23 protein-coding genes and 1 pseudogene are annotated in these 21,303 nt (G+C 60.3%); 13 read left to right on the top strand and 11 right to left on the bottom strand.

Annotated elements, in window-relative coordinates:
* Positions 1–75: 75 nt before the first annotated feature.
* Together GIW48_RS17805 and GIW48_RS17810 are read left to right on the top strand one after the other, a co-directional pair.
* Complete coding sequence (locus tag GIW48_RS17805; protein ID WP_236461530.1) at positions 76–1,452, top strand: pyridoxal-phosphate dependent enzyme; 1,377 nt, start codon at positions 76–78, stop codon at positions 1,450–1,452.
* A complete protein-coding gene (locus GIW48_RS17810; RefSeq protein ID WP_099549649.1) occupies positions 1,449–2,615 on the top strand; it encodes a cystathionine gamma-synthase in 1,167 nt (388 codons plus the stop codon). Before GIW48_RS17805 ends, GIW48_RS17810 begins: the two co-directional genes overlap by 4 nt.
* A 120-nt stretch (positions 2,616–2,735) precedes the next feature.
* Here the strand turns inward: GIW48_RS17810 and GIW48_RS17815 are convergent, their stop codons facing one another.
* Complete coding sequence (locus tag GIW48_RS17815) at positions 2,736–4,934, bottom strand: OsmC domain/YcaO domain-containing protein (RefSeq protein WP_169986243.1); 2,199 nt, start codon at positions 4,932–4,934, stop codon at positions 2,736–2,738.
* A gap of 134 nt (positions 4,935–5,068) precedes the next feature.
* Here GIW48_RS17815 and GIW48_RS17820 point away from each other — a divergent pair, with 134 nt between their 5' ends.
* On the top strand, positions 5,069–5,689 hold the full coding sequence (locus GIW48_RS17820; RefSeq protein WP_017138939.1) for a LysE family translocator: 621 nt from the start codon (positions 5,069–5,071) through the stop codon (positions 5,687–5,689).
* Between the two features lie 3 nt (positions 5,690–5,692).
* On the opposite strand, the gene GIW48_RS17825 is transcribed toward GIW48_RS17820, so the two are convergent.
* Positions 5,693–6,349 (bottom strand): O-methyltransferase, encoded by a 657-nt coding sequence (locus GIW48_RS17825; RefSeq protein WP_236461527.1) that lies wholly within the window; start codon positions 6,347–6,349, stop codon positions 5,693–5,695.
* Positions 6,350–6,460: 111 nt separating this feature from the next.
* Here GIW48_RS17825 and GIW48_RS17830 point away from each other — a divergent pair, with 111 nt between their 5' ends.
* Both GIW48_RS17830 and GIW48_RS17835 read left to right on the top strand, forming a co-directional pair.
* Positions 6,461–7,093, top strand: a complete 633-nt coding sequence (locus GIW48_RS17830) for a TetR family transcriptional regulator (RefSeq protein WP_017138941.1) — start codon at positions 6,461–6,463, stop codon at positions 7,091–7,093.
* A gap of 265 nt (positions 7,094–7,358) precedes the next feature.
* Positions 7,359–7,919 (top strand): cysteine hydrolase family protein, encoded by a 561-nt coding sequence (locus GIW48_RS17835; RefSeq protein WP_177033215.1) that lies wholly within the window; start codon positions 7,359–7,361, stop codon positions 7,917–7,919.
* On the opposite strand, the gene GIW48_RS17840 is transcribed toward GIW48_RS17835, so the two are convergent.
* The 3 genes from GIW48_RS17840 to GIW48_RS17850 are packed head-to-tail and all read right to left on the bottom strand — an operon-like array spanning position 7,916 to position 9,232.
* Entirely contained in the window at positions 7,916–8,365 is a 450-nt protein-coding gene (locus GIW48_RS17840) for an NUDIX hydrolase (protein WP_099549645.1), read from the bottom strand. The two genes, GIW48_RS17835 and GIW48_RS17840, sit on opposite strands and share 4 nt — an antisense overlap.
* Positions 8,358–8,789, bottom strand: coding sequence for a bleomycin resistance protein (locus tag GIW48_RS17845; RefSeq protein WP_236461523.1), 432 nt, complete (start codon positions 8,787–8,789; stop codon positions 8,358–8,360). The genes GIW48_RS17840 and GIW48_RS17845 overlap by 8 nt, the downstream gene beginning before the upstream one ends.
* Positions 8,786–9,232 (bottom strand): HIT family protein, encoded by a 447-nt coding sequence (locus GIW48_RS17850; RefSeq protein ID WP_170037656.1) that lies wholly within the window; start codon positions 9,230–9,232, stop codon positions 8,786–8,788. The genes GIW48_RS17845 and GIW48_RS17850 overlap by 4 nt, the downstream gene beginning before the upstream one ends.
* 85 nt (positions 9,233–9,317) lie before the next feature.
* On the opposite strand from GIW48_RS17850, the gene GIW48_RS17855 reads away from it, so the two are divergent.
* Positions 9,318–9,962, top strand: a complete 645-nt coding sequence (locus GIW48_RS17855) for an aspartate/glutamate racemase family protein (RefSeq protein ID WP_236461520.1) — start codon at positions 9,318–9,320, stop codon at positions 9,960–9,962.
* A gap of 68 nt (positions 9,963–10,030) precedes the next feature.
* Here GIW48_RS17855 and GIW48_RS17860 read toward each other — a convergent pair whose 3' ends face one another.
* Positions 10,031–10,300 carry a hypothetical protein gene (locus GIW48_RS17860; protein ID WP_225933074.1) on the bottom strand — a complete coding sequence of 90 codons (270 nt, stop codon included), beginning with the start codon at positions 10,298–10,300 and terminating at the stop codon, positions 10,031–10,033.
* Here GIW48_RS17860 and GIW48_RS29950 point away from each other — a divergent pair.
* Positions 10,301–11,140, top strand: a pseudogene (locus GIW48_RS29950) (cache domain-containing protein); the annotation flags it as partial. It abuts the gene before it with no gap.
* Between the two features lie 198 nt (positions 11,141–11,338).
* Positions 11,339–12,043: a methyl-accepting chemotaxis protein gene (locus GIW48_RS29955; RefSeq protein ID WP_414860371.1), complete on the top strand. Its 705-nt coding sequence runs from the start codon at positions 11,339–11,341 to the stop codon at positions 12,041–12,043.
* Between the two features lie 58 nt (positions 12,044–12,101).
* Here the strand turns inward: GIW48_RS29955 and GIW48_RS17870 are convergent, their stop codons facing one another.
* Positions 12,102–12,863 carry a nucleotidyltransferase domain-containing protein gene (locus GIW48_RS17870; RefSeq protein WP_017138947.1) on the bottom strand — a complete coding sequence of 254 codons (762 nt, stop codon included), beginning with the start codon at positions 12,861–12,863 and terminating at the stop codon, positions 12,102–12,104.
* On the bottom strand, positions 12,860–13,339 hold the full coding sequence (locus GIW48_RS17875; protein WP_236461516.1) for an AAA family ATPase: 480 nt from the start codon (positions 13,337–13,339) through the stop codon (positions 12,860–12,862). Before GIW48_RS17875 ends, GIW48_RS17870 begins: the two co-directional genes overlap by 4 nt.
* Positions 13,340–13,462: 123 nt before the next feature.
* Between GIW48_RS17875 and GIW48_RS17880 the strand changes: the two genes are divergently transcribed.
* The 3 genes from GIW48_RS17880 to GIW48_RS17890 all read left to right on the top strand — a co-directional run bounded on the left by GIW48_RS17880 (position 13,463) and on the right by GIW48_RS17890 (position 15,816).
* Positions 13,463–13,975, top strand: a complete 513-nt coding sequence (locus GIW48_RS17880) for a GNAT family N-acetyltransferase (protein ID WP_017138949.1) — start codon at positions 13,463–13,465, stop codon at positions 13,973–13,975.
* Between the two features lie 126 nt (positions 13,976–14,101).
* Complete coding sequence (locus GIW48_RS17885) at positions 14,102–14,527, top strand: DUF2231 domain-containing protein (RefSeq protein WP_017138950.1); 426 nt, start codon at positions 14,102–14,104, stop codon at positions 14,525–14,527.
* Positions 14,524–15,816, top strand: a complete 1,293-nt coding sequence (locus GIW48_RS17890; protein WP_236461513.1) for a PQQ-dependent sugar dehydrogenase — start codon at positions 14,524–14,526, stop codon at positions 15,814–15,816. Before GIW48_RS17885 ends, GIW48_RS17890 begins: the two co-directional genes overlap by 4 nt.
* 137 nt (positions 15,817–15,953) lie before the next feature.
* On the opposite strand, the gene GIW48_RS17895 is transcribed toward GIW48_RS17890, so the two are convergent.
* Entirely contained in the window at positions 15,954–17,357 is a 1,404-nt protein-coding gene (locus GIW48_RS17895; protein WP_099549644.1) for an MFS transporter, read from the bottom strand.
* 143 nt (positions 17,358–17,500) lie between these two features.
* On the bottom strand, positions 17,501–18,031 hold the full coding sequence (locus GIW48_RS17900) for a GNAT family N-acetyltransferase (protein ID WP_236461510.1): 531 nt from the start codon (positions 18,029–18,031) through the stop codon (positions 17,501–17,503).
* 153 nt (positions 18,032–18,184) lie between these two features.
* Here GIW48_RS17900 and proP point away from each other — a divergent pair, with 153 nt between their 5' ends.
* Both proP and GIW48_RS17910 read left to right on the top strand, forming a co-directional pair.
* A complete protein-coding gene (gene proP / locus GIW48_RS17905; RefSeq protein WP_017138953.1) occupies positions 18,185–19,687 on the top strand; it encodes a glycine betaine/L-proline transporter ProP in 1,503 nt (500 codons plus the stop codon).
* A 52-nt stretch (positions 19,688–19,739) separates the two neighbouring features.
* Entirely contained in the window at positions 19,740–20,246 is a 507-nt protein-coding gene (locus GIW48_RS17910) for a GAF domain-containing protein (protein WP_017138954.1), read from the top strand.
* Here the strand turns inward: GIW48_RS17910 and GIW48_RS17915 are convergent.
* On the bottom strand, positions 20,221–21,138 hold the full coding sequence (locus GIW48_RS17915) for an AraC family transcriptional regulator (protein ID WP_236461507.1): 918 nt from the start codon (positions 21,136–21,138) through the stop codon (positions 20,221–20,223). The two genes, GIW48_RS17910 and GIW48_RS17915, sit on opposite strands and share 26 nt — an antisense overlap.
* Positions 21,139–21,303: the final 165 nt, after the last annotated feature.

Raw genomic sequence — 21,303 nt, forward strand, 5'->3', positions numbered from 1 at the left:
GATCCCGGCCTATGTTCCAAGGCACGCCTTTACTTTGCTGCTCCACCTCTGTCTGCTCGCAACCAAGGTGAATTCATGCCCAGCCTCCCACGTCCCGCCGTGCTCGAACTGATCGGCAACACGCCGCTGGTCAAGGTCAGCCGTTTCGATACTGGCCCTTGCACGCTGTTTCTCAAGTTGGAATCGCAAAACCCCGGTGGCTCGATCAAGGACCGTATCGGCCTGGCCATGATCGACGCCGCCGAACGTGACGGCCGCCTGCAACCGGGCGGCACCATTATCGAAGCCACCGCCGGCAACACCGGCCTGGGCCTGGCGCTGGTCGGCCGGGCCAAAGGCTACCGTGTGGTGCTGGTGGTGCCCGACAAGATGTCGACTGAAAAGGTCTTGCACCTCAAGGCCATGGGCGCCGAAGTACACATCACCCGTTCCGATGTCGGCAAGGGCCATCCCGAGTACTACCAGGATGTGGCCGCTCGCCTGGCCAAAGACATTCCCGGTTCATTCTTCGCCGACCAGTTCAACAACCCCGCCAACCCGCTGGCCCACGAAACCAGCACCGCCCCGGAAATCTGGGCGCAAACCCAGCATGATCTGGACGCGATTGTGGTCGGTGTCGGCTCGGCCGGCACCCTCACCGGGCTTACGCGCTTCTTCAAACGCGTGCAGCCCGAACTGGAAATGGTGCTGGCCGACCCCGTGGGCTCGGTGATGGCCGAATACAGCCGCAGCGGGAAAATGGAAACGCCCGGCTCCTGGGCCGTGGAAGGCATCGGCGAAGACTTTATCCCCTCGATTGCCGACCTCTCCAGTGTGCGCCATGCCTACTCCATCAGCGATGAAGAAAGCTTCGACCACGCCCGTCAGTTACTCAAGGCCGAAGGCATCCTCGGCGGCTCATCCACCGGCACCCTGCTTGCCGCCGCACTGCGTTACTGCCGCGAACAAACCGAGCCAAAACGTGTGGTCACCTTCGTCTGCGACACCGGTACGCGCTACTTGTCCAAGGTCTACAACGACCAATGGATGAACGACGCGGGCCTGTTGCAATACAAACACTACGGCGACCTGCGCGACCTGATCGCGCGGCGCTTCGAAGACGGCCGGGTGATCAGCGTGAGCCCCGACGACAGCTTGCTCACCGCCTTCCAGCGCATTCGCCTGGCGGATGTCTCGCAGCTACCGGTGCTGGTGGACGGCCGTGAATTGGTCGGCGTCATCGACGAATCCGACATCCTGCTGGGCCTGCATCAGGACGCCACACACTTTTCCATGGTGGTGGCAGACGCCATGAGCAAAACCTTGCAAACCCTGGCCCCCAGCGCCAGCCTGGCCCAATTGCAGGCGGAACTGGATCGCGGCCTGGTCGCGATTATTGCCGACACATCCGGCTTCCATGGCCTGATCACCCGCGTCGACCTGCTTAACCACCTACGGAGATCCCTTGCATGAGCCTGCCCGATAAAAGCGCGTTTGCCACCCGTGTGATCCACGCCGGGCAATCCCCCGACCCAACCACGGGCGCGCTGATGCCGCCGATCTACGCCAACTCCACCTATTTGCAAGACAGCCCCGGCGTACACAAGGGGTTTGATTACGGGCGCTCCCACAACCCCACGCGGTTTGCCCTGGAGCGCTGCGTGGCCGACCTGGAGGGCGGCAGTGCGGCGTTTGCGTTTGCTTCGGGGCTGGCGGCGATTTCCACTGTGCTGGAACTGCTGGATGCCGGTGCGCATATTGTCTCCGGCAACGACCTGTATGGCGGCACGTTCCGGCTGTTCGACAAGGTGCGTCAACGCAGTGCCGGGCACCGTTTCAGCTTTGTCGATTTAAGCGACCTGTCGGCCTTTGAAGCCTCACTGCAGAGCGACACACGCATGGTCTGGGTCGAGACCCCGAGCAACCCGCTGCTGAGCCTCACCGACCTCAGCGCCATTGCGCGTATCTGTCGCGATCGCGGCATCATCTGCGTGGCCGATAACACCTTCGCCAGCCCATGGATCCAGCGCCCACTGGAGCTGGGCTTCGACATCGTGGTGCACTCCACCACCAAATACCTCAACGGCCACTCCGACGTGATCGGCGGTATCGCCATCGTCGGCCACAACCCGGAACTCGCCGAGCGCCTGGGCTTTTTGCAAAACTCGGTCGGCGCGATTGCCGGCCCGTTCGATGCGTTCCTGACCCTGCGCGGGGTAAAAACCCTGGCACTGCGCATGGAGCGCCATTGCAGCAACGCACTGGACCTGGCCACCTGGCTGGAACAGCAGCCGCAAGTGTCGCGGGTGTACTACCCAGGCCTGGCCTCGCACCCGCAGCACGCACTGGCGCGCAAGCAGATGCGCGGGTTTGGCGGGATGATTTCGGTGGATTTGAACAGTGACCTGGCGGGTGCCACACGTTTTCTGGAAAACGTGAAAATTTTCGCGTTGGCCGAAAGCCTCGGCGGCGTGGAAAGCCTGATCGAACACCCGGCGATCATGACCCATGCAAGCATTCCTGCGGCGACGCGGGCGCAGTTGGGGATCGGCGATGGGTTGGTGCGGTTGTCGGTGGGGGTTGAGGATGTGGAAGATTTGAGAGCCGATCTGGCTCAGGCGCTGGCCCTGATCTAGACGCCTGTGGGAGCTGGCTTGCCTGCGATACAGACACCTCGGTGTATCAGTTGCACCGCGGTGATGCTATCGCAGGCAAGCCAGCTCCCACACAAGCCAGCTTTCACAAGGGGGATTGTGTCAGGCTGAAGTGACGTTGGCCCGCGCCGAGTGCAGTTTTTTATAGCTCTCGATCAAGCGCAAATGCCGATCCAGGCCTTCCAGCTTCATGCTGGTCGGGGTCAAGCCATAAAACCGCACACTGCCATCGACCGAACCCATCACCGCATCCATCCGCTCGTTACCGAACATCCGGCGGAAGTTGGCCTCGTAATCGGCGAGGTCCAGGTCGTCGTCCAACTGCATCTCCAACACTGCGTTCACAGCCTGGTAGAACAGGCCGCGTTCAGCGGTGTTGTCGTTGTATTGCAGGAACATCTCCACGCACTCCTTGGCCTCCTCATATTGCTGCAAGGCCAGGAAGATCAGCAGTTTCAACTCCAGGATGGTCAACTGGCCCCACGCCGTGTTGTCGTCGAACTCAATGCCGATCAAGGTGGTGATGTCGGTGTAATCGTCCAGCTCGCTTTCGATCAGACGCTCGACCAACGCCTGCAGCGCCTCCTCATCAAGGCTGTGCAGGTTGAGGATATCGGCACGGAAAAACAGCGCCTTGTTGGTGTTGTCCCAGATCAGGTCGTCCACCGGGTAGATTTCCGAGTAGTCCGGCACCAGGATCCGGCAAGCCGTGGCGCCGAGGTGTTCGTACACCGCCATATAGGACTCTTTGCCCATGCCTTCGAGAATGCCGAACAGGGTGGCGGCTTCTTCGGCGTTGGAATTTTCACCTTCGCCCGAGAAGTCCCACTCGACGAACTCATAGTCCGACTGCGCACTGAAGAAGCGCCACGACACCACGCCGCTTGAGTCAATAAAGTGCTCGACAAAGTTGTTCGGCTCGGTCACCGCCTGCCCTTCAAAGGTCGGCTGCGGCAGGTCATTCAAACCTTCAAAACTGCGGCCCTGGAGCAGTTCGGTGAGGCTGCGTTCCAGCGCCACTTCCATGCTTGGGTGTGCGCCGAACGAGGCGAATACGCCGCCGGTGCGCGGGTTCATCAGGGTGACGCACATCACCGGGAACTCGCCGCCCAGGGATGCGTCCTTGACCAGTACCGGGAAGCCCTGGGCCTCCAGGCCTTCGATACCCGCGACAATGCCGGGGTATTTGGCCAACACTTCTGCGGGCACGTCCGGCAAGGCGAACTCGCCTTCAATGATTTCGCGCTTCACGGCGCGCTCGAAAATCTCCGACAGGCACTGCACCTGGGCTTCAGCCAAGGTATTGCCCGCGCTCATGCCGTTGCTGAGGTAGAGGTTTTCGATCAGGTTGGACGGGAAATACACCACTTCGCCGTCGGACTGGCGCACGAACGGCAGCGCAACAATCCCGCGTTCTTCATTGCCCGAGTTGGTGTCGAACAGGTGCGAGCCACGCAGCTCGCCCTCACGGTTGTAGACCTTCAGGCAGTAGGCATCGAGGATTTCACTCGGCAGCTCGTCCTTGGGCCCAGGCTGGAACCAGCGTTCGTCCGGGTAATGCACGAACGGCGCGTTGGCCAGCTCCTCACCCCAGAACTGGTCGTTGTAGAAGAAGTTGCAGTTCAGCCGCTCGATAAACTCGCCCAGGGCAGACGCCAATGCGCCTTCCTTGGTTGCGCCCTTGCCGTTGGTGAAACACATCGGCGAGTGTGCGTCGCGGATATGCAACGACCACACGTTGGGCACGATATTGCGCCACGAGGCGATTTCAATCTTCATGCCCAGGCCGGCGAGAATGCCGGACATGTTGGCGATGGTCTGCTCCAGCGGCAGGTCCTTGCCGGCGATGTAGGTGCCCGCCTCGGAGGTGGAATTGGGCATCAACAATGCCTGCGCATCCGCGTCGAGGTTTTCCACTTCCTCGATCACAAATTCCGGCCCGGCCTGCACGACTTTCTTCACGGTGCAGCGGTCGATGGAACGCAGGATGCCCTGGCGGTCCTTGTCGGAGATGTCCGCTGGCAACTCGACCTGGATCTTGAAGATCTGGTTGTAGCGGTTTTCCGGATCAACGATGTTGTTCTGTGACAGGCGAATATTCTCGGTGGGAATATTGCGTGTTGCGCAGTACAGCTTCACAAAGTACGCCGCGCACAACGCCGACGAAGCCAGGAAGTAATCGAACGGACCCGGGGCCGAACCGTCGCCTTTGTAGCGAATCGGCTGGTCGGCAATCACCGTGAAGTCATCGAACTTGGCTTCAAGCCGAAGGTTGTCGAGAAAGTTGACCTTAATTTCCATGCGGGCACACCAGAATAACGAGCTAAACAAATTGGCCGCCATTATGAAGATTTTCGCCGGGAAGTCTCAGGGTTTTGCGAATCGGCTGCCGATCGGTGCTAACGTCCACCCACCACACTTTGAGCCATCGGCCCATGTCCATTACCGATAACCTCCTCGCCTTTACCTTCGCCGCCACCCTGCTCACGCTCACGCCGGGGCTGGATACCGCGCTGGTGCTGCGCACCGCCACAGTCGAAGGCAAACGCCAGGCGCTGCACGCCACCTTCGGCATCAACGCCGGTTGCTTGCTGTGGGGCGCGGCCGTGGCGTTTGGCCTGGGCGCTTTGATTGCAGTGTCGGAGCTGGCGTACAACCTGCTCAAATATTGCGGCGCGGCTTATCTCGCGTGGCTGGGCCTGAACATGTTGGTGCGCCCACGCCGCTCACTGTCACCCGCCAAAGCCGAGGGCAAACCGGGCGGCAACTGGTTCCTCAAGGGCATGTTGGGCAATGTGCTGAATCCCAAAGTGGGCATCTTCTACGTGTCCTTCCTGCCGCAATTCATCCCCCAAGGCCAGCCGCTGATTGCCTGGACCTTTGGCCTGGTCAGCATTCATGTGCTGCTGGGCCTGCTGTGGTCACTGCTGCTGATTGGCGCCACCCGGCCGCTGTCCGGTTTCCTGCGCAGGGAAAAGGTGATCCGGTGGATGGACCGCACCACCGGCATGATCTTCGTGTTGTTCGCCGCGCGCTTGGCATTGAGCAAGCGCTGAACCTTAGCCGAGGCGGATCGACAGTTCGATATCATCGGCAAACGGCACCGACAGATAGCCGTTCCCAGGTTCGCGCACGTGCGCCAGGTATTCAGGGCAGTAGTTGGTGTTGTCAGCCACCACCAGCGCGCCCGGCCGCAGGTGCTTCTCTACCAGGTTCAACACATCGCCATACAGCGACTTGGCGCCATCGAGCAGCAGCAGGTCGACCGTTTGCGGCAGGTTTGCAGCCAATGAGACCAGCGCGTCGCCTTCGCGCACCTCGATCAGGTCGCTGACGCCGCCTTCGATGAAATGTTCGCGCGCCAGGGCAATCTTTGACGGTTCGAATTCGCTGCCGATCAACACGCCGCCGCCGTTGTCGCGCAGTGCGGCAGCCAGGAACAAGGTGGACAACCCGAACGAGGTGCCGAACTCGACAATAGCTTTTGCATGGCTGCTGCGGGCCAGCATATAGAGCAGGTTGCCGGTGTCACGCGAGACGGGCAGCCACAGATCCTTGAGCATCGTGTAAAGCTCAAGGTACTCGGTTTTGCTGTGCATCAGGCGGTTGCGCTCTTGCGGCGACACAGTGTCGATGAGCGGGCTGGTCGCCGCATTGGCGTGGGCGTAGAGGCGTTCGATCAGGGCTGCAAGAGGCGCGGTGGTCAGGGTGGTCATGATTGATTTCCGTCGAAGGGGGACTAAGATGCGATTAATTCGTCGCATTAAAAGTATGCGAGTGATTCATCGCCTTCGCTATTCGCGTTCGCCCAGCGCTCGGAGCCCGAAATGACCACCCGCCAGACTCCCCGTATTGCCTCGCGCAAACAGCCACAACAGGCACGCTCGACCGAGTTGGTGGCGGCGATTCTCGAAGCCGCTATTCAGGTTTTGGCCAAGGAAGGCGCTACGCGTTTCACCACCGCGCGGGTCGCGGAAAAAGCCGGCGTGAGTGTCGGCTCGGTGTATCAATATTTCCCCAACAAGGCCGCGATCCTGTTTCGGCTGCAAAGTGATGAATGGCAGCAGACCACCCAAATGCTGCGCGACATCCTCGAACAAACCGAAATAGCACCGCTGACCCGCCTGCGTACCTTGGTGCATGCATTTATCCATTCCGAGTGCGAGGAGGCGCTGATGCGCGGTGCGCTCCACGACGCGGCGCCGCTGTACCGCGATGCACCGGAAGCGGAGCAAGTGCGCGCGGCCGGCCGGCAAGCCTTTGAGACATTCATGCACGAGTTGCTGCCCGAGGTGCCCGACGCAACCCGCGCACTGGCGTGCGACCTGATCCGCAGCACGCTGGGTTGCGTGGGCAAGGACTTTTCCTTCAGCCCGCGCACCGCTGCCGAAATCGAGGTGTATGCCGATGGCATGGCCGCTATGTTCAGTGCTTATGTGAATACACTCAATCGGCCCTGATTGCTTACGAAGCCGTAGCGGAAGGTTCACACGGCGATTGAAGGCACCAGCGCTCGATGGGAGTATCGGCGACTGTGGGAGCTGGCTTGCCTGCGATGGCGGTGGGTCAGTCACCGATGTATGCACGGATAGACCGCTATCGCAGGCAAGCCAGCTCCCACTTTGGATCGATGTGCATCGTGCAAATGAGCTTCGAACAATAGACCTGTTTAAGCACGCCCAATCGCTGCTATGTTGCGCGCCTGATCCAGCCAAAGGATGTGCCATGGAACCGCTAGCCACAAACGCCGCGTTGTTGATCATCGACATGCAGCAAGGCATGAATGACCCCACGCTGGGGCGCCGCAATAACCCCGACGCCGAGGTGCAGATACAGCACCTGCAGCGTGCATGGCGGCAGTCCAATCGCCCCGTGGTGCATGTGCGGCACATGTCCCGCAGCGAAGGCTCGGTGTTTTGGCCGGGCCAACCGGGCTGTGAGTTCCAGCCGGCACTGGCACCGCTCAAGCATGAGCATGTGGTGGAAAAAAACGTCCCGGATGCGTTCGCCGCCACCGGCCTGGAGCGTTGGCTGCATGTGCGTGGGATCCGGCAATTGGTGATCGTTGGGGTGATCACCAACAACTCTGTCGAGTCTACGGCGCGCTCCGGCGGCAACCTGGGTTTTGAAGTAACCGTGGCGGCGGACGCCTGCTACACCTTTGATCAAGCCGATTTATCGGGCCGCCTCTGGCCTGCCGAGGATGTGCATGCACTGTCGCTCAGCAACCTGGTGATGGATTACGCCAGGGTCACAGCCACTGCCGATATCCTGGCCATGCTTTAAAAAACGCCTGCCTGCGCGAGCATGTCGATAAGCCCTTCTGGCCATACCGTGTCTGCCGTCGAATGCAGCGCCTCGGTGGACCACCAATGGTGATCCGCCATGACCTGGGCTTCTTGCACAGTCCATTCGTCTCGCGACAGGTGCTCGTTTTGCGCCTGCACAACAAAGTACTGCTCAATGGCCAACACCGTTTCACCACTGGGTAGCATCAGCTCAAATCGGCGATCTGCTACCGGCGCTTGTACGTCACTGACCACAATGCCGGTCTCTTCGCGCAGCTCACGGATCGCAGCGGTGGGAAAGGTTTCTCCGGCTTCAACACCGCCGCCGGGCGTCGCCCAGTAATTCCTGCCGGCCAGTGCCCCGTCCTTGTGGACGAACCGGAACAGCAGCACTTTTCGAGCCGGGCTGATCACCAAAAGGCGTGCCGCCTTGCGCTCACGCATTGTCTCTCTTCCTTTCACCAAGCCGCTCTACCAGTCTTACCAGATAACCATCCGGGTCCTGTACCAGAAACTCGCGCTGCCCAACCTCGACCTCGCCTGCCCGGTACCACACGTCTTTGCAGGCCTTGAACACGGGATAGGCCGCCCTCTCCAGCCGTTGAATAACCGGATGTACCGCCACGACATCAATTTGCAGGTTCATGCCGCGCCCGAATGGCCTTTCCAACGCCCCCGTGAGCCATTGACTGGCGAGTGGGTCGACTTGTTCAAGCATCACCTGGGCTCCGTCCAGGTCAAGATACGCGAAGCCGTCTTCCAGGCGCTGATAAGCCACCGTGAACCCCAGACAACCGACCCAGAACTCAAGGCTGCGGTTCAGGTCGGTCACCATCAATTCCGGGACCAGATTATTTCTATGCATCATCCAGCTTCCATGGCGGATTTGAGTAACTGCGCGATCGTGTTGCGCAACTCACCGTGTTGATCTTCAGCGTAAGGTATGGCGGTTTTCCAGTCGTAGAACCACACCGGCATCTTGCGTTTGCCCTCCGGCTCCGAGGCGTAACGCGGGAAAATATGGCAATGCAACTCCGGTTCCGAGTTGCCCAGAATCTCGTAGTTCATGCGCAGGGCACCGGTAGCCGCCAGCACGGCATCGCCAAGGCGCGCCATATCGAGCAGGTAGATTGCACGCGCCTCGGCATCCAGATCATTGAGGCTGGCAACCACCGGGTCGGGCAACAACAAACAATAGCCCGGCAAGAACTGCACATCGCCCATCACCGCCCAGCCTGAGGCCATGCGGCAAATAACCTTATCGTTGGCGCCGTTGCGGGCCAGCGCTACACGTTCCGTGATCAGTGGCATGCATTGTCCTTAATGAGAAGATGTCGACGGCATCTTAACTGTGATAACACTGTGGGGCTCAGCACTTCCAACCTGGCGACCGCCTATGCGAATCACCTGCCTTCATACCGCAGCCAGCAACATTGCCGTCTTCGACGCAGCCGCACAAGCACTGGGAATCGCACCCGCCGTTTTGCAGCATGAAGTGCGTACCGACCTTCTGGCTGCGGCGGAAGAAAGGGGTAATCTCACGCCTGAAATTGCGGCCTCAACCGCCAACGCATTACTTTCACTCGCTCAGCACGCCGACGTCGTAGTGCTCACCTGCTCGACGTTGGGGCCATCGGTTGATGAGCTTGACGAGTGTACCCAGTCATCCATCCTCAGGGCGGACCAAGCCCTCGCTCTCACAGCCGTTCAAGCAGGCGGCAAGGTTGTGGTGTTATGCGCCGTCGAAACCACCCTCGCCCCGACCTCGAGCCTGTTCCACCGCGCAGCGTTGCACTCAGACGCAACCGTTGACGTGCAGCTGGTTCCAGGCGCCTGGGCGCTGTTCAAGGCGGGCGATATTGATGGCTACCTGTCGACCATCGCCAAGGCGGCCGATCAGGCCTATATCGATGGCGCATCCGTGATTGCGCTGGCTCAGGCCTCCATGGGCGGGGCCGCTGTTCTCGTGACGGCAGGGCCGACGCCGCTGACCAGCGCGACCGGCGGCCTGAAGGCTGCCTTGAAGGCAATCAAGGGTTAATCCAAGTGCGCCTTCCGGCAGGTTAATTTCTCAGGACAAAATCAATTGTTGTTGTACACAAAATAAAGCTAAAGCTTTATAACCCTCGGGCCGAGACAGTCAGTGATATCAAATCGCCTCTTCGCCCAGTGGTCGTCTCGATGAAAATAAAAAACAAGCTCGTTCTCGCGTTCGTCTCTGTCGCCTTTATCCCGGTTAGCCTGGTTGCAGTTATCTCCGTCATGAACACGCGGACTCAGGCGGTCGATCAGTTTATTGATGGCAGCACCCGCGAAATACGTCAGATCGATGGCAATATCCGGCAATTCTTCGACGGCACCTTGCAGAACGTCGATCAAATGTCCGCTGATCCTGTATACACTTCAGTGAACACTCTAAAAGATTATCAGCCTGCAAACGCCGCGAGTCAGCCAATGCCCGCCCAGGCGCAGCAGGTAATCGACCAGTTTGCCCGTTTTGGCGCCACCCACCCTTCCGCTGCGATTCTGTCCATTGGCCTCGAAGACGGCACCTACGCCAAATGGCCCGATGACCCACAACTGGCCAAATACGACCCGCGCACCCGCCCCTGGTACAAGGCTGCCATGGCCAGCCCCAACAAGACCGTGCGCACACCCGCTTACTACTACGACAAGGATGATGTGGCGCTGGTGGGCACCGCACGTGCGCTGCTCGACAGCAGCGGCAAGGCCAAGGGCGTGTTCGTGGTCAGCGTGTCGCTGAAGAACCTCACCGAATTGCTCAAGAGCATCAAGCTGGGTGAAAGCGGCTACGTGATGTTGATCGAAGACGGCGTGGTGCTGGTCGACCCGCGCAACGCCGCGCACAACTTCAAGCCGCTCAAGGACCTCGGCGCGCCCTATGCGCACCTGGCCGAGACGCCCCAGGGCTCAACCGAGGTGGTCATCGACGGCGTGCGCTACATGGCCAACGTGTGGACCTCGCCGGGCCTGGGCTGGCGGTATGTGGGGCTGATCGAATACAACGAAGTCATGGCAGCGGCGACGCGCATGACCTACCTGACCACGGCAATCGTGGCCGTGCTGGTGCTGATCTTCGGGCTGATCGCCGCGGCGTTTTCCAAGGTGATCGTCAAACCGATCGGCCAGGTCAGCACCGGCTTGCAGTCCATCGCCCAGGGTGAAGGCGATTTGCGCCATGAGCTGCAAGTACAGGGCAAGGATGAAACTGCCGAGCTGGCGGGCTGGTTCAATAAATTCCTCGCCGCAATCCGTCAACTGATCCAGCATATTGGCGCGGCCTCCACCAATCTTCAGGACGCGTCACGGGTCAACAGCGAAGTGGCACACAACATGAACGAAGCCGCCGGGCGCCAGCGTGAGGCGGTGGAATTGGTGTCTACCGCGTTCAATGAAATGGTCGCCACCGCCAACGAAGTCGCACGCTCGTGCAGCGGCGCGGCGGAGTCGGCCGAGAACGGCCATCGCCGTGTGGCCGAAGGCAAACAGCAGATCGAAGTCACCACCGATAACGTCAACCGCCTGGGCCGCCGCCTGACCGAGTCATCCCAGGCCATGGTCGAGCTGGAAGCCGGCAGCCGCAGCATCAACCAGATCCTCGGCACTATTCGCGCCATCGCCGAGCAGACCAACCTGCTGGCCCTCAACGCCGCCATCGAAGCCGCCCGCGCCGGTGATCAGGGCCGTGGTTTTGCCGTGGTGGCCGATGAAGTGCGCGCGCTGGCCAAGCGCACCTCCGACTCCACCGGCGAGATCGAGCAGTTGCTCGGCACCCTCGGCAGCAAGACCGAAGAAGTCACCCAGAAGATGAGCAGTTGCCTGGACCTGTCCCGCGCCAGCGTGTCGTCCATCGAAAACGCGCGGGACAGTTTCGAGGGCATCCAGTTGTCGGTAAACGAGATCCGCGACCAGAACCTGCAGATTTCCGCCGCCGCCGAGGAACAACACAGCGTGGCCGAAGAAATCAACCGCCATATCCAGCAGATCTATGACGAGGCAAGGTTGGTGGAGAGCCTGGCCAATGCTGCGCAGGATGATTCGGGGCGGTTATCGAGCCTGTCGCAGGAGCTGAATGGCTTGGTCGGGCGTTTTAAATCCTGATGTGCGCAGCGTAGGTAAAGTGAGCCTGAGTGCCAAATTACCTATCTATACCTGCTGTCTATACCTGCTGTGAAACCATCCAGTCGATAAAGGTTTGCAGTCGCACGCTGAAGGGCTCGCCCACGGCACTCGGGTTTCGCGCCTCGAACAGGAAATACGCGATCTGGATGCGCATCGCGGGGTGATGCTGTACGAACAAGGCAACGTGCTCTTCGAGGGTGTACGGCCAGGGCGCGTCGGGGCCGCGCAATATGTTGGTCGCTCGAATCAGCTTGCGAGCCGCTTCGCGTTGCAGCCGCAGGCGCTCGGTTGGGGTATTGGCCTGATGGATGAGGTTGAGATAGCCGCTCAACACGGATTCAAAATCACCATTCAACGCCAGGGCGATTTCGCGCGAAGGCTGGAAGCGTTCAAAGCGCAGCGAAAGATCCTCGCCCCACACACAACGGCAATGATGCTTGAGCCAGAAACCCCATTTATTTGCGTTTTCGGGCGCCAGTACTTCGGCGCGGTGGCCGATATCGAAGTCAATCTTGGTGACCACCGGGTGGCGTTGCTCCAGCGCCTGGCGCAGCGTTTCCAAGTGTGCCAATACCTGTGCATCCGGCGGTTCGAGCAGAATCAGGCTAAGGTCCAGGTCCGATTCGCCTGGGCTTGCTTCGCCCCTGGCGACACTGCCATACACATAAATGCCGTCCAGCCCGGACTGGGAGAGGCTGGCGATGACATCCGCCAGCAGCGGCTCAAACTCAGGCTGGAAGGCGGCATTGCCCAGCGTCAGCACACAGCCCTGGGCATCCACACCGGTCACCGTACTCATGGGTGATGCACCTCGATCACCAGGCCTTCCGCCTCACTCGGCACACAGAAATGGCGGGTGATCAGGTCAAACTCGGCGTCGGTGGCGGCGAAATCATGCTCGCCCTGGGCATTGCGCGTCTGTAAACGGCTGCGGCAGGTGGCGTCATCCAGCTCCAGATAGTGCAGGCAGTGCGGCGCTTGCGCAGCCTGAGCCAAGCTCAGCAGCCACTCGCGATTAGCCAGCGTATTGGCTGGGAAGTCCAACACCACGTTGATGCCCGATTGCAGCACGTTGATCACCAACGGCCCGAGCACACCTCGAATACGCTGGGCGCAGCTCACGTAATCGGCAATCGAGAGGACTTCGCCTGGGTAAAGTGTGGCGAGCCAATGGTCTTCGCTCAACAGGATGGCGGCGTGTTCAGCGGCCAAAGTGTTGGCCAGGGTGGATTTGCCGGAGGCGATCTTGCCGCACAGCAGGTGCAGGGTTGGCATGGACAGGGTTCCTTTTGTCAGGCCCTGAAGCATGCCAGTTTTCAGGGTTCTGCATAATGAGAACCTATTCTGTAACAGTGAATGGGCACCCTGGTTTCGACAAATTAACGACAAGGGATGGTTATGATTCGCGATGCATTGCCCAAGGACGCCAAGCACATCGCTCAGGTGCATGTGAGCAGTTGGCAACAGGCTTATGTAGACCTGATGCCAGCAGATTTTCTGGCCTCGCTGAGCACAACACTGCCGCAGAAAGAGGCTAACTGGGCGCGCTTGATTGAAAGCCAAGACGCTGGCGTATTAGTCGCCGAAGTGGATGGCAACGTTATCGGCTGGCTGTCGCTGGGCCTTTGCCGGGATACGGACACGCCTGAGGTCGCATCGGGAGAGGTCATGGCTATCTACGTGTTGGCGGACTACTGGGGTCACGGCATCGGCGCGCAATTGTGGCAGGCGGGTTTCCAACGTTTGGTTGAACAGGGTTATAAACGCATTTCCTTATGGGTTTTAGCCGCCAACCAAAGAGCCGTACGTTTCTATACACGCTTTGGCGGCACTGAAGACCCGGGTAGCCGTCGCACGCTGGTGCGCGGTGGCGTGACGCTGGAAGAGGTGCGCTATGTGTGGACCCGTTGAGGCGCTGTCAAACCCTGAAATAATATTTCGACACGAATTGCGCTGAACTATCCGCCAGGCTCTACGCTCCTTCCCTATGCGCTGCCCCGCCCCGGGGCGTTGGATAAAACAAGGAGCCGCGACCCCATGACCACCCTTCCCGCCTACCCACTCGTCAGGCCTGGCCCGCTGCACTCGACCCTGTTGGCCGGCACCGTGCCGTTGTTTCTGGGCACGTTGCTCAGTGACATCGCCTACGGCCAGACCTATCAGATCCAATGGGCCAACTTCGCGTCCTGGCTGATCGCCGGTGCCTTAGTGTTTTGTGGCTTTGCATTGTTGTTCGCGCTGGTCAACCTGGTGCGCGCCGAGCATAAAGGCGGACGCCCCGCCGCGTACTTCCTGCTGTTACTGATCACCTGGGGACTCGGGCTGGTCAACGCCTTCCAACATGCCAAGGACGCCTACGCCATGATGCCTGTTGGCCTGGTACTGTCGGTGATCGTGACGGTTCTGGCGATTGTTGCCACATGGGTCGGCCTGACCAACCTGCGCTCGGGAGCTGCCAAATGAACCCACTCAATACGCTGACCTTGCTGAGCGCAGCGCTGTTGCTGAGCGCGTGTGGCGACGCCGGCGACAAAACCCAGGCACGCGGTCCCGATCCCAAACTGCCCGAGCAACAAAGCAGCCTGCTGCCGAGCATGAAGATTGCCGAGCCGACACCCTGGGGCGAGCAAAAACCCACGGTGCCGCAAGGCTACAGCGTCACGGCCATCGCCACCGACCTGGCCATTCCACGCCAGACGCTGGTGCTGCCCAACGGCGATATTCTCGTTGCCGAAGGCCGTGGCGGCAGTGCGGCCAAACTCAAGCCCAAGGACGTAATCGCCAGCGTGATCAAGGCCCAGGGCAACACCAAGGTCAAGAGCGGTAACCGCATCACGTTGCTGCGCGATGCCGACGGTGACGGCAACTACGAGCTCAAGACCGTGTTTGCCGACAACCTCAACGCGCCCTATGGCCTGGCTTTCGCCGACGGCAAGCTGTACGTGGCCAACCAGGATGCCCTGGTGCGCTTCGACTATACCGACGGCCAGACCAAAGCCAGCGGCGCGCCGACCAAAATCACCGACCTGCCGGCGCAGATCAACCATCACTGGACCAAATCCCTGGCCATCAGCGAAGACGGGCGCCAGCTCTATGTGGGCATTGGCTCCAACAGCAACATCACCGAGCGCGGCATGGAAGTGGAGATCGACCGCGCCATGGTCTGGCAGATCGACGCAGCCAGCGGCGCGCACAAGCCCTACGCCACCGGCCTGCGCAACCCGACCGCACTGACCATTCAGCCGGGCTCGGGGCAATTGTGGACGGTGGTCAACGAACGCGATGAACTCGGCCCCGACCTGGTGCCGGACTACCTCACCTCAGTGCGCGAAGGCGCCTTCTACGGCTGGCCCTACAGCTACTGGGGCCAGAACGTCGACCCCCGCGCGCAACCGCAGAACCCACTGAAAGTGGCGGCCGCGATCAAGCCGGATTACAGCCTGGGCTCGCATGTTGCGGCACTCGGCGTGGATTTTTCGATACCGGCCATGGGTGAACAATTCGCCGACGGCGTGTTTGTCGGCGAACACGGCAGCTGGAACCGCGACAACCCGGTGGGCTACAAGGTGATCTTCGTACCGTTCAGCAACGGCAAGCCGACTGGCGAACCGATTGATTTCGCCACCGGTTTCCGTGGCGACGACGGCAAGACCCGTGGCCGCCCGGTGGGCGTGACGGTCGACCCCAAAGGTGCGCTGATCATTGCTGACGACTTGGCCAACACCGTTTGGCGGGTGACACGCAATCGGTAACCGCCGTTGAACCTTGTCACTGTGGCGAGGGAGCTTGCTCCCGCTGGGCTGCGAAGCGGCCCCTGCTCTTTGCTTCAAGAGCATGGGACTGCTACGCAGTCCAACGGGAGCAAGCGCCCTCGCCACAGGGGACGGGTTTACAGGTCAGTGATTTCCTTATGCCGCGGCACCAGCGCCTTCATCACGCTCCACGCCACGAGGTAGGCCAGGGCACAGATCGCAAACATGATCATATAGCCGGTGTGAATGTCGTTGATGGACTTGTAGTAGTCGAACACCCAGCCACCGATCTTGGTCATCACTACGCCGCCCAGGCCGCCCGCCATACCGCCGATGCCGACCACCGATGCCACGGTTTTTTGCGGGAACATATCCGACACGGTAGTGAAAATGTTGCACGACCACGCCTGGTGCGCCGAGGCGCCCACGCCGATCAACAACACCGGCACCCAGAAGCTCAGGTAACCGAACGGTTGCGCCAACAGCACCACCAGAGGGAACAGCGCGATCACCAGCATGGCTTTCATGCGGCCGTCATACGGGGCATCACCGCGCGCCATAAAGTAGCTGGGGAACCAGCCGCCGCCGATACTGCCGACCATGGTCATGCTGTACAGCACGGCCAACGGCATCACGATATCCGCGCCTTTCATGTTGTATTGCGCCGACAGGTACGTGGGCAGCCAGAACAGGAAAAACCACCACACGCCGTCGGTCATGAACTTGCCGAAGGCGAACGCCCAGGTCTGGCGGTAGGTCAGCAGCTTGAACCACGAGACTTTTTTCGGCGTCGCCCCCACAGGCTCAGGCGCGAAAGGCTGTACGGTCTGGTCACTGCGAATGTAGGCGAGTTCTTCGGCGGACAAGCGCTTTTGCTGCTCCGGTTTCTCATAGAGCATCGACCACACCGCCACCCACACAAACCCGAGCATGCCGATCACGATAAACGCGGCTTCCCAGCCCCACATGCCGGCAATCAGCGGCACACAGATCGGCGCGAGGATTGCACCCACGTTGGCGCCGGAGTTGAAGATGCCGGTGGCCAGGGAGCGTTCTTTTTTCGGGAAATATTCCGCAGTAGCCTTGATCGCGATGGGGAAGTTGCCCGCCTCGCCAATCGCCAGCACGGCGCGGGAGAGCATAAAGCCAGCAATCGACACCGGGATCACCGCCAGGCCGATGGCGGCGCTGAGCGAGGCAATCCCCGCGCCCATCGGCACCGAGAACGCATGCATGATCGCGCCGGTGGACCAGATGGCAATCGCCACCACATAGGCCGCCTTGGTGCCGATCTTGTCGACAAACCGCCCGGCAAACAGCATGGCAATCGCATAAACGAACTGGAACACCGCAGCGATGTTGGCGTAATCGGTGTTGCTCCAGCCAAATTGCGTCGACAGTTGCGGCGCCAAGAGGCTGAGCACTTGGCGGTCGAGGTAATTGACGGTGGTGGCAAAGAACAACATCGCGCAGATGGTCCAGCGATAGTTGCCGACGGCCTGGCCGACGCGGTGGGCGTTGATGGGCTCATTCAAATTCATGGCATCACTTTTTATTTTTGTTAGATAGGACATATGTAACGTCATATGTCGTCGTACAACTGCGACTTTTATAGCCGGGCGCCTTGGCGGTGTCAATCTGAAAGATTGCCGTTTCTTCAGGTATTACTTGGGCGTATAAACAATCAGTTCAAAGCGGTTGTAGGATGACAAACGCGAAACACCCGGCTAGGCGCCTTGCCCGGTACATCGTCGAGCAGGCCGTAGGGCTGCATGCCTAGCTTTTCCAACACACGGATCGAAGCCGCATGATCGGGTCGCACCAGGCCGAAAACCTCCGGCAGATTCAGTGTTTGGAAGGCCAGCGCCAGCGCATCCCGACCCAGCTCGGTGGCGTAGCCCTGCCCCCACGCCTCCACGGCGAAGCGATAACCCAGGTTGATGCGCCGCTCGGTCAGGTAATTAAGCGGCGCTATGCCGCCAAAGCCAATGAGGTGCCCAGGCGGCTCCTTACGGGCGATCGCCCACCAGCCATAACCCTGGGCGGCCCACTGTTCGAGCCAATGGTTGAGCACACGCTGGGCGTGCTCCAGGCTGGCCATCGGCCCTGCAGGGTTGAACATATTTGTCTGCGGGTCACCGAAGATCGCGAACAATCGCTGCACATCGTTGGCTTCGGGCTTGCGGTAGATCAGCCGTGAGAGGGTGTCAGGCATGCGCATAATTCCTTGTTGATGCCATGAAGTTCAACGCATCAGCAAAAAAACGCAAATAGAGGTGAATTATTTCATGTCGGCTTGTATCTGAACTGACAGAGCGGTGCCATCGCAACGATGGCACCTCCCCTGTTCAGTTTTAGAGTGACCCGCATGAAATTACGTAAGAAAAGCGTCAAACCCATCGGTTTGAAAGACATCACCATCGTCGACGATACCAAGGTGCGCAAGGCGATCACCGCCGCCGCACTGGGTAACGCCATGGAGTGGTTCGACTTTGGTGTCTACGGGTTCGTCGCCTATGTGCTCGGCAAGGTGTTCTTCCCCGACGCCTCGCCCAGCGTACAAATGATCGCTGCCTTGGGTACCTTCTCCGTGCCCTTCCTGATTCGCCCGCTGGGCGGCCTGTTCTTCGGTGCCCTGGGTGACAAATACGGGCGGCAGAAAGTATTGGCCGCCACCATCGTGATCATGTCCCTGAGCACCTTCGCCATCGGCCTGATCCCCGGCTACGCCTCGATAGGCATCTGGGCGCCGATCCTGCTGCTGTTGTGCAAAATGGCCCAGGGCTTCTCGGTGGGCGGTGAATACACCGGCGCCTCGATCTTTGTCGCCGAATATGCACCGGACCGTAAACGCGGGTTCCTTGGCAGCTGGCTGGACTTCGGCTCCATCGCCGGTTTTGTGCTCGGTGCCGGCGTCGTGGTACTGATCTCGACGATCCTCGGTGAAGCTGACTTCGAGGCCTGGGGCTGGCGCCTGCCGTTCTTCCTCGCCCTGCCCCTGGGCATCATCGGCCTGTACCTGCGTCACGCGCTGGAAGAAACCCCGGCCTTCCAGCAGCACATGGACAAGCTCGAACAAGGCGACCGCCAGGGCCTGACCCACGGCCCCAAAGTCTCGTTCAAGGAAGTCGCGACCCAGCATTGGCGCAGCCTGCTGACCTGCATCGGTATCGTCGCGGCCACCAACGTGACGTACTACATGCTGCTCACGTATATGCCCAGCTACCTGTCGCACAACCTGCATTACAAAGAAAACAGCGGCGTACTGATCATCATCGCGATCATGGTCGGCATGCTGTTCGTGCAGCCATTTATCGGCTTTGTCAGTGACAAGATCGGCCGCAAGCCCTTCATCATCGCCGGCAGCGTGGGCCTGCTGTTCCTGTCCATTCCGGCGTTCATGCTGATCACCAGCGGCAAGATCGGCCTGATCTTCGCCGGCCTGCTGATCCTGGCGGTGGTCCTCAACTTCTTTATCGGTGTGATGGCCTCGACCCTGCCGGCGATGTTCCCCACGCACCTGCGCTACAGCGCGCTGGCCAGTGCGTTCAACGTCTCGGTATTGATCGCCGGTGTCACCCCCACCGCCGTGGCGTGGCTGGTGGAAAGCACCAACGACCTGTTCATGCCCGCCTACTACCTGATGGTGTTTGCCGTGGTCGGCCTGATCACCGGCCTGACCATGAAGGAAACCGCCAACAAGCCACTGCGCGGCGCCGCGCCTGCGGCCTCGGACATGGCAGAAGCCAAGGAAATACTGCAAGAGCACCACGACAATATCGAGCAGAAGATCGAAGACATCGACACTCAGATTGCCGAACTGGAAGCCAAGCGCCAGAACCTGGTGCAGCAGCACCCACGCATCAACTGACTACTGACCTGGTGTGGCGGCCCCTGCCGCCATGCCTTTGGAGTGCCTAAGCATGGTTCCAAGCGTCACCGCAGCACACTCGCTACTCAGCGCCGACGAACGCGCTGCCATCGCCGAAATAGAAGCCACCACCAGCATCCTGCAACTGGTTACCCGCTTGACCGGCATGCGCTTTGCCGGCATCGCCAAATTCACTGACCTTGAGTGGGTCGTCTGCTCGGTGCACGACACGGCCGACATGGGCATTCATGTCGACGACGTACTCGACCTCGAAACCACACTGTGCAGTGAGTTCTGCATTAACCCGCAGACCCTGTTCATCCCGCAGATCAGCCACAACGGCCGCTTCGCCGCGCGCCCGGTGGTCAAGCAGTTCGCCATCGAAAGCTACGCCGGTGCGCCGATCTTCCTGCCTGATGGGCGCCTGTTCGGCGCATTGTGCGCGCTGGATTCGCGCGCGATGCTGTTTGAAGACCCCAACCTGCCGGAAACCCTGAGCCTGTTTGCGCGGCTGATTGGCTGTATTTTTTTCGCTAACTTGAGCTCGGTTGATCAGTGAGCTTGCCGCGCAAGGCGGCCATATCGCGCTTGGGTGGCACACCGAACAGCCGGCTGTACTCGCGACTGAACTGTGACGGGCTTTCATAACCCACCTTGAACGCCGCACTGGACACGTCTTGATGTTCGTTGAGCATCAAGCGCCGCGCTTCATTCAAGCGCAGCCATTTCTGATACTGCAAAGGGCTCATCGCGGTCAGGTGACGAAAGTGATGATGAAAGGTGGCAGCGCTCATCTGCACCCGCGCAGCCAATTCCTCCACCCGCAACGGCGCGGTGTAATTGAGCTTCAGCCAATCGATCGCCTTGGCGATCCGATAGCCCTGCCCGTCAACGGCGCAGATCCTGCGCAGGCGCCCGGCCTGGTCGGTCTTTAACAGCCGGTAATGGATTTCACGCTGAATCAACGGCGCGAGTACCGGGATCGCCTCGGGTTCGTCCAGCAAAGCGACCAAGCGTGCGAACGCTGCCAGCATGCCTTCGGTGACCGTGCCGATTCCCACCCCTTTCATCACTGCCCGCTCCCGAGTGGGCGGCAACTCACTCTGGGCGATCAGCTCGGCGAGGATGCGCAGGTCCAGTTTGTAGGTCAGGCCCAGGCAGGGCCGGGCCGGGCTGGCAACCAGCACTTCGGAGTTGGCCGGGATATCCAAAGACGTCAGCAGAAACCGCGTCGGGTCATAGGGGTAGCCTTCACCGCCGACCCACAGTTGTTTTTCACCCTGGGCGACCAGCACGACGCACGGCTCGACCATGCACACCACCGGCGCTGCCGGCTGCTCACGCCGATAAAAGCCCAGGCCCGGGACTGGCATGGGGTAATCGCCGGGCGCCGTGACCTGCGCGTTGATCGCCTGGATCAAGGCGTCCAGGGGCAATGGATTAATCGTCATAAAAGGCTCTTTTAACGCGTGACCGAACTGTACCGCGCACACCAAGCAAGTGTCACCGACAACCCACAAGACTCAGAGGATCAGGCAAGTAATCCACTGGAACGCACTACAGAACGCCGGTCCATGCCGGGAAAATGCGCGGACCAACCTTATCCGGGATCACGC

This window comes from Pseudomonas sp. PA-6-3C, assembly GCF_021605825.1.
Taxonomy (GTDB): Bacteria; Pseudomonadota; Gammaproteobacteria; order Pseudomonadales; family Pseudomonadaceae; genus Aquipseudomonas; species Aquipseudomonas edaphica.

Bases quoted from the DNA above. Each gene is read 5' to 3' on its own strand.
- GIW48_RS17805 (WP_236461530.1), top strand. From the start codon at position 76: ATGCCCAGCCTCCCACGTCCCGCCGTGCTCGAACTGATCGGCAACACG.
- GIW48_RS17810 (WP_099549649.1), top strand. From the start codon at position 1,449: ATGAGCCTGCCCGATAAAAGCGCGTTTGCCACCCGTGTGATCCACGCC.
- GIW48_RS17815 (WP_169986243.1), bottom strand. From the start codon at position 4,934: ATGGAAATTAAGGTCAACTTTCTCGACAACCTTCGGCTTGAAGCCAAG.
- GIW48_RS17820 (WP_017138939.1), top strand. From the start codon at position 5,069: ATGTCCATTACCGATAACCTCCTCGCCTTTACCTTCGCCGCCACCCTG.
- GIW48_RS17825 (WP_236461527.1), bottom strand. From the start codon at position 6,349: ATGACCACCCTGACCACCGCGCCTCTTGCAGCCCTGATCGAACGCCTC.
- GIW48_RS17830 (WP_017138941.1), top strand. From the start codon at position 6,461: ATGACCACCCGCCAGACTCCCCGTATTGCCTCGCGCAAACAGCCACAA.
- GIW48_RS17835 (WP_177033215.1), top strand. From the start codon at position 7,359: ATGGAACCGCTAGCCACAAACGCCGCGTTGTTGATCATCGACATGCAG.
- GIW48_RS17840 (WP_099549645.1), bottom strand. From the start codon at position 8,365: ATGCGTGAGCGCAAGGCGGCACGCCTTTTGGTGATCAGCCCGGCTCGA.
- GIW48_RS17845 (WP_236461523.1), bottom strand. From the start codon at position 8,789: ATGATGCATAGAAATAATCTGGTCCCGGAATTGATGGTGACCGACCTG.
- GIW48_RS17850 (WP_170037656.1), bottom strand. From the start codon at position 9,232: ATGCCACTGATCACGGAACGTGTAGCGCTGGCCCGCAACGGCGCCAAC.
- GIW48_RS17855 (WP_236461520.1), top strand. From the start codon at position 9,318: ATGCGAATCACCTGCCTTCATACCGCAGCCAGCAACATTGCCGTCTTC.
- GIW48_RS29955 (WP_414860371.1), top strand. From the start codon at position 11,339: ATGGTCGCCACCGCCAACGAAGTCGCACGCTCGTGCAGCGGCGCGGCG.
- GIW48_RS17870 (WP_017138947.1), bottom strand. From the start codon at position 12,863: ATGAGTACGGTGACCGGTGTGGATGCCCAGGGCTGTGTGCTGACGCTG.
- GIW48_RS17875 (WP_236461516.1), bottom strand. From the start codon at position 13,339: ATGCCAACCCTGCACCTGCTGTGCGGCAAGATCGCCTCCGGCAAATCC.
- GIW48_RS17880 (WP_017138949.1), top strand. From the start codon at position 13,463: ATGATTCGCGATGCATTGCCCAAGGACGCCAAGCACATCGCTCAGGTG.
- GIW48_RS17885 (WP_017138950.1), top strand. From the start codon at position 14,102: ATGACCACCCTTCCCGCCTACCCACTCGTCAGGCCTGGCCCGCTGCAC.
- GIW48_RS17890 (WP_236461513.1), top strand. From the start codon at position 14,524: ATGAACCCACTCAATACGCTGACCTTGCTGAGCGCAGCGCTGTTGCTG.
- GIW48_RS17895 (WP_099549644.1), bottom strand. From the start codon at position 17,357: ATGAATTTGAATGAGCCCATCAACGCCCACCGCGTCGGCCAGGCCGTC.
- GIW48_RS17900 (WP_236461510.1), bottom strand. From the start codon at position 18,031: ATGCCTGACACCCTCTCACGGCTGATCTACCGCAAGCCCGAAGCCAAC.
- proP (WP_017138953.1), top strand. From the start codon at position 18,185: ATGAAATTACGTAAGAAAAGCGTCAAACCCATCGGTTTGAAAGACATC.
- GIW48_RS17910 (WP_017138954.1), top strand. From the start codon at position 19,740: ATGGTTCCAAGCGTCACCGCAGCACACTCGCTACTCAGCGCCGACGAA.
- GIW48_RS17915 (WP_236461507.1), bottom strand. From the start codon at position 21,138: ATGACGATTAATCCATTGCCCCTGGACGCCTTGATCCAGGCGATCAAC.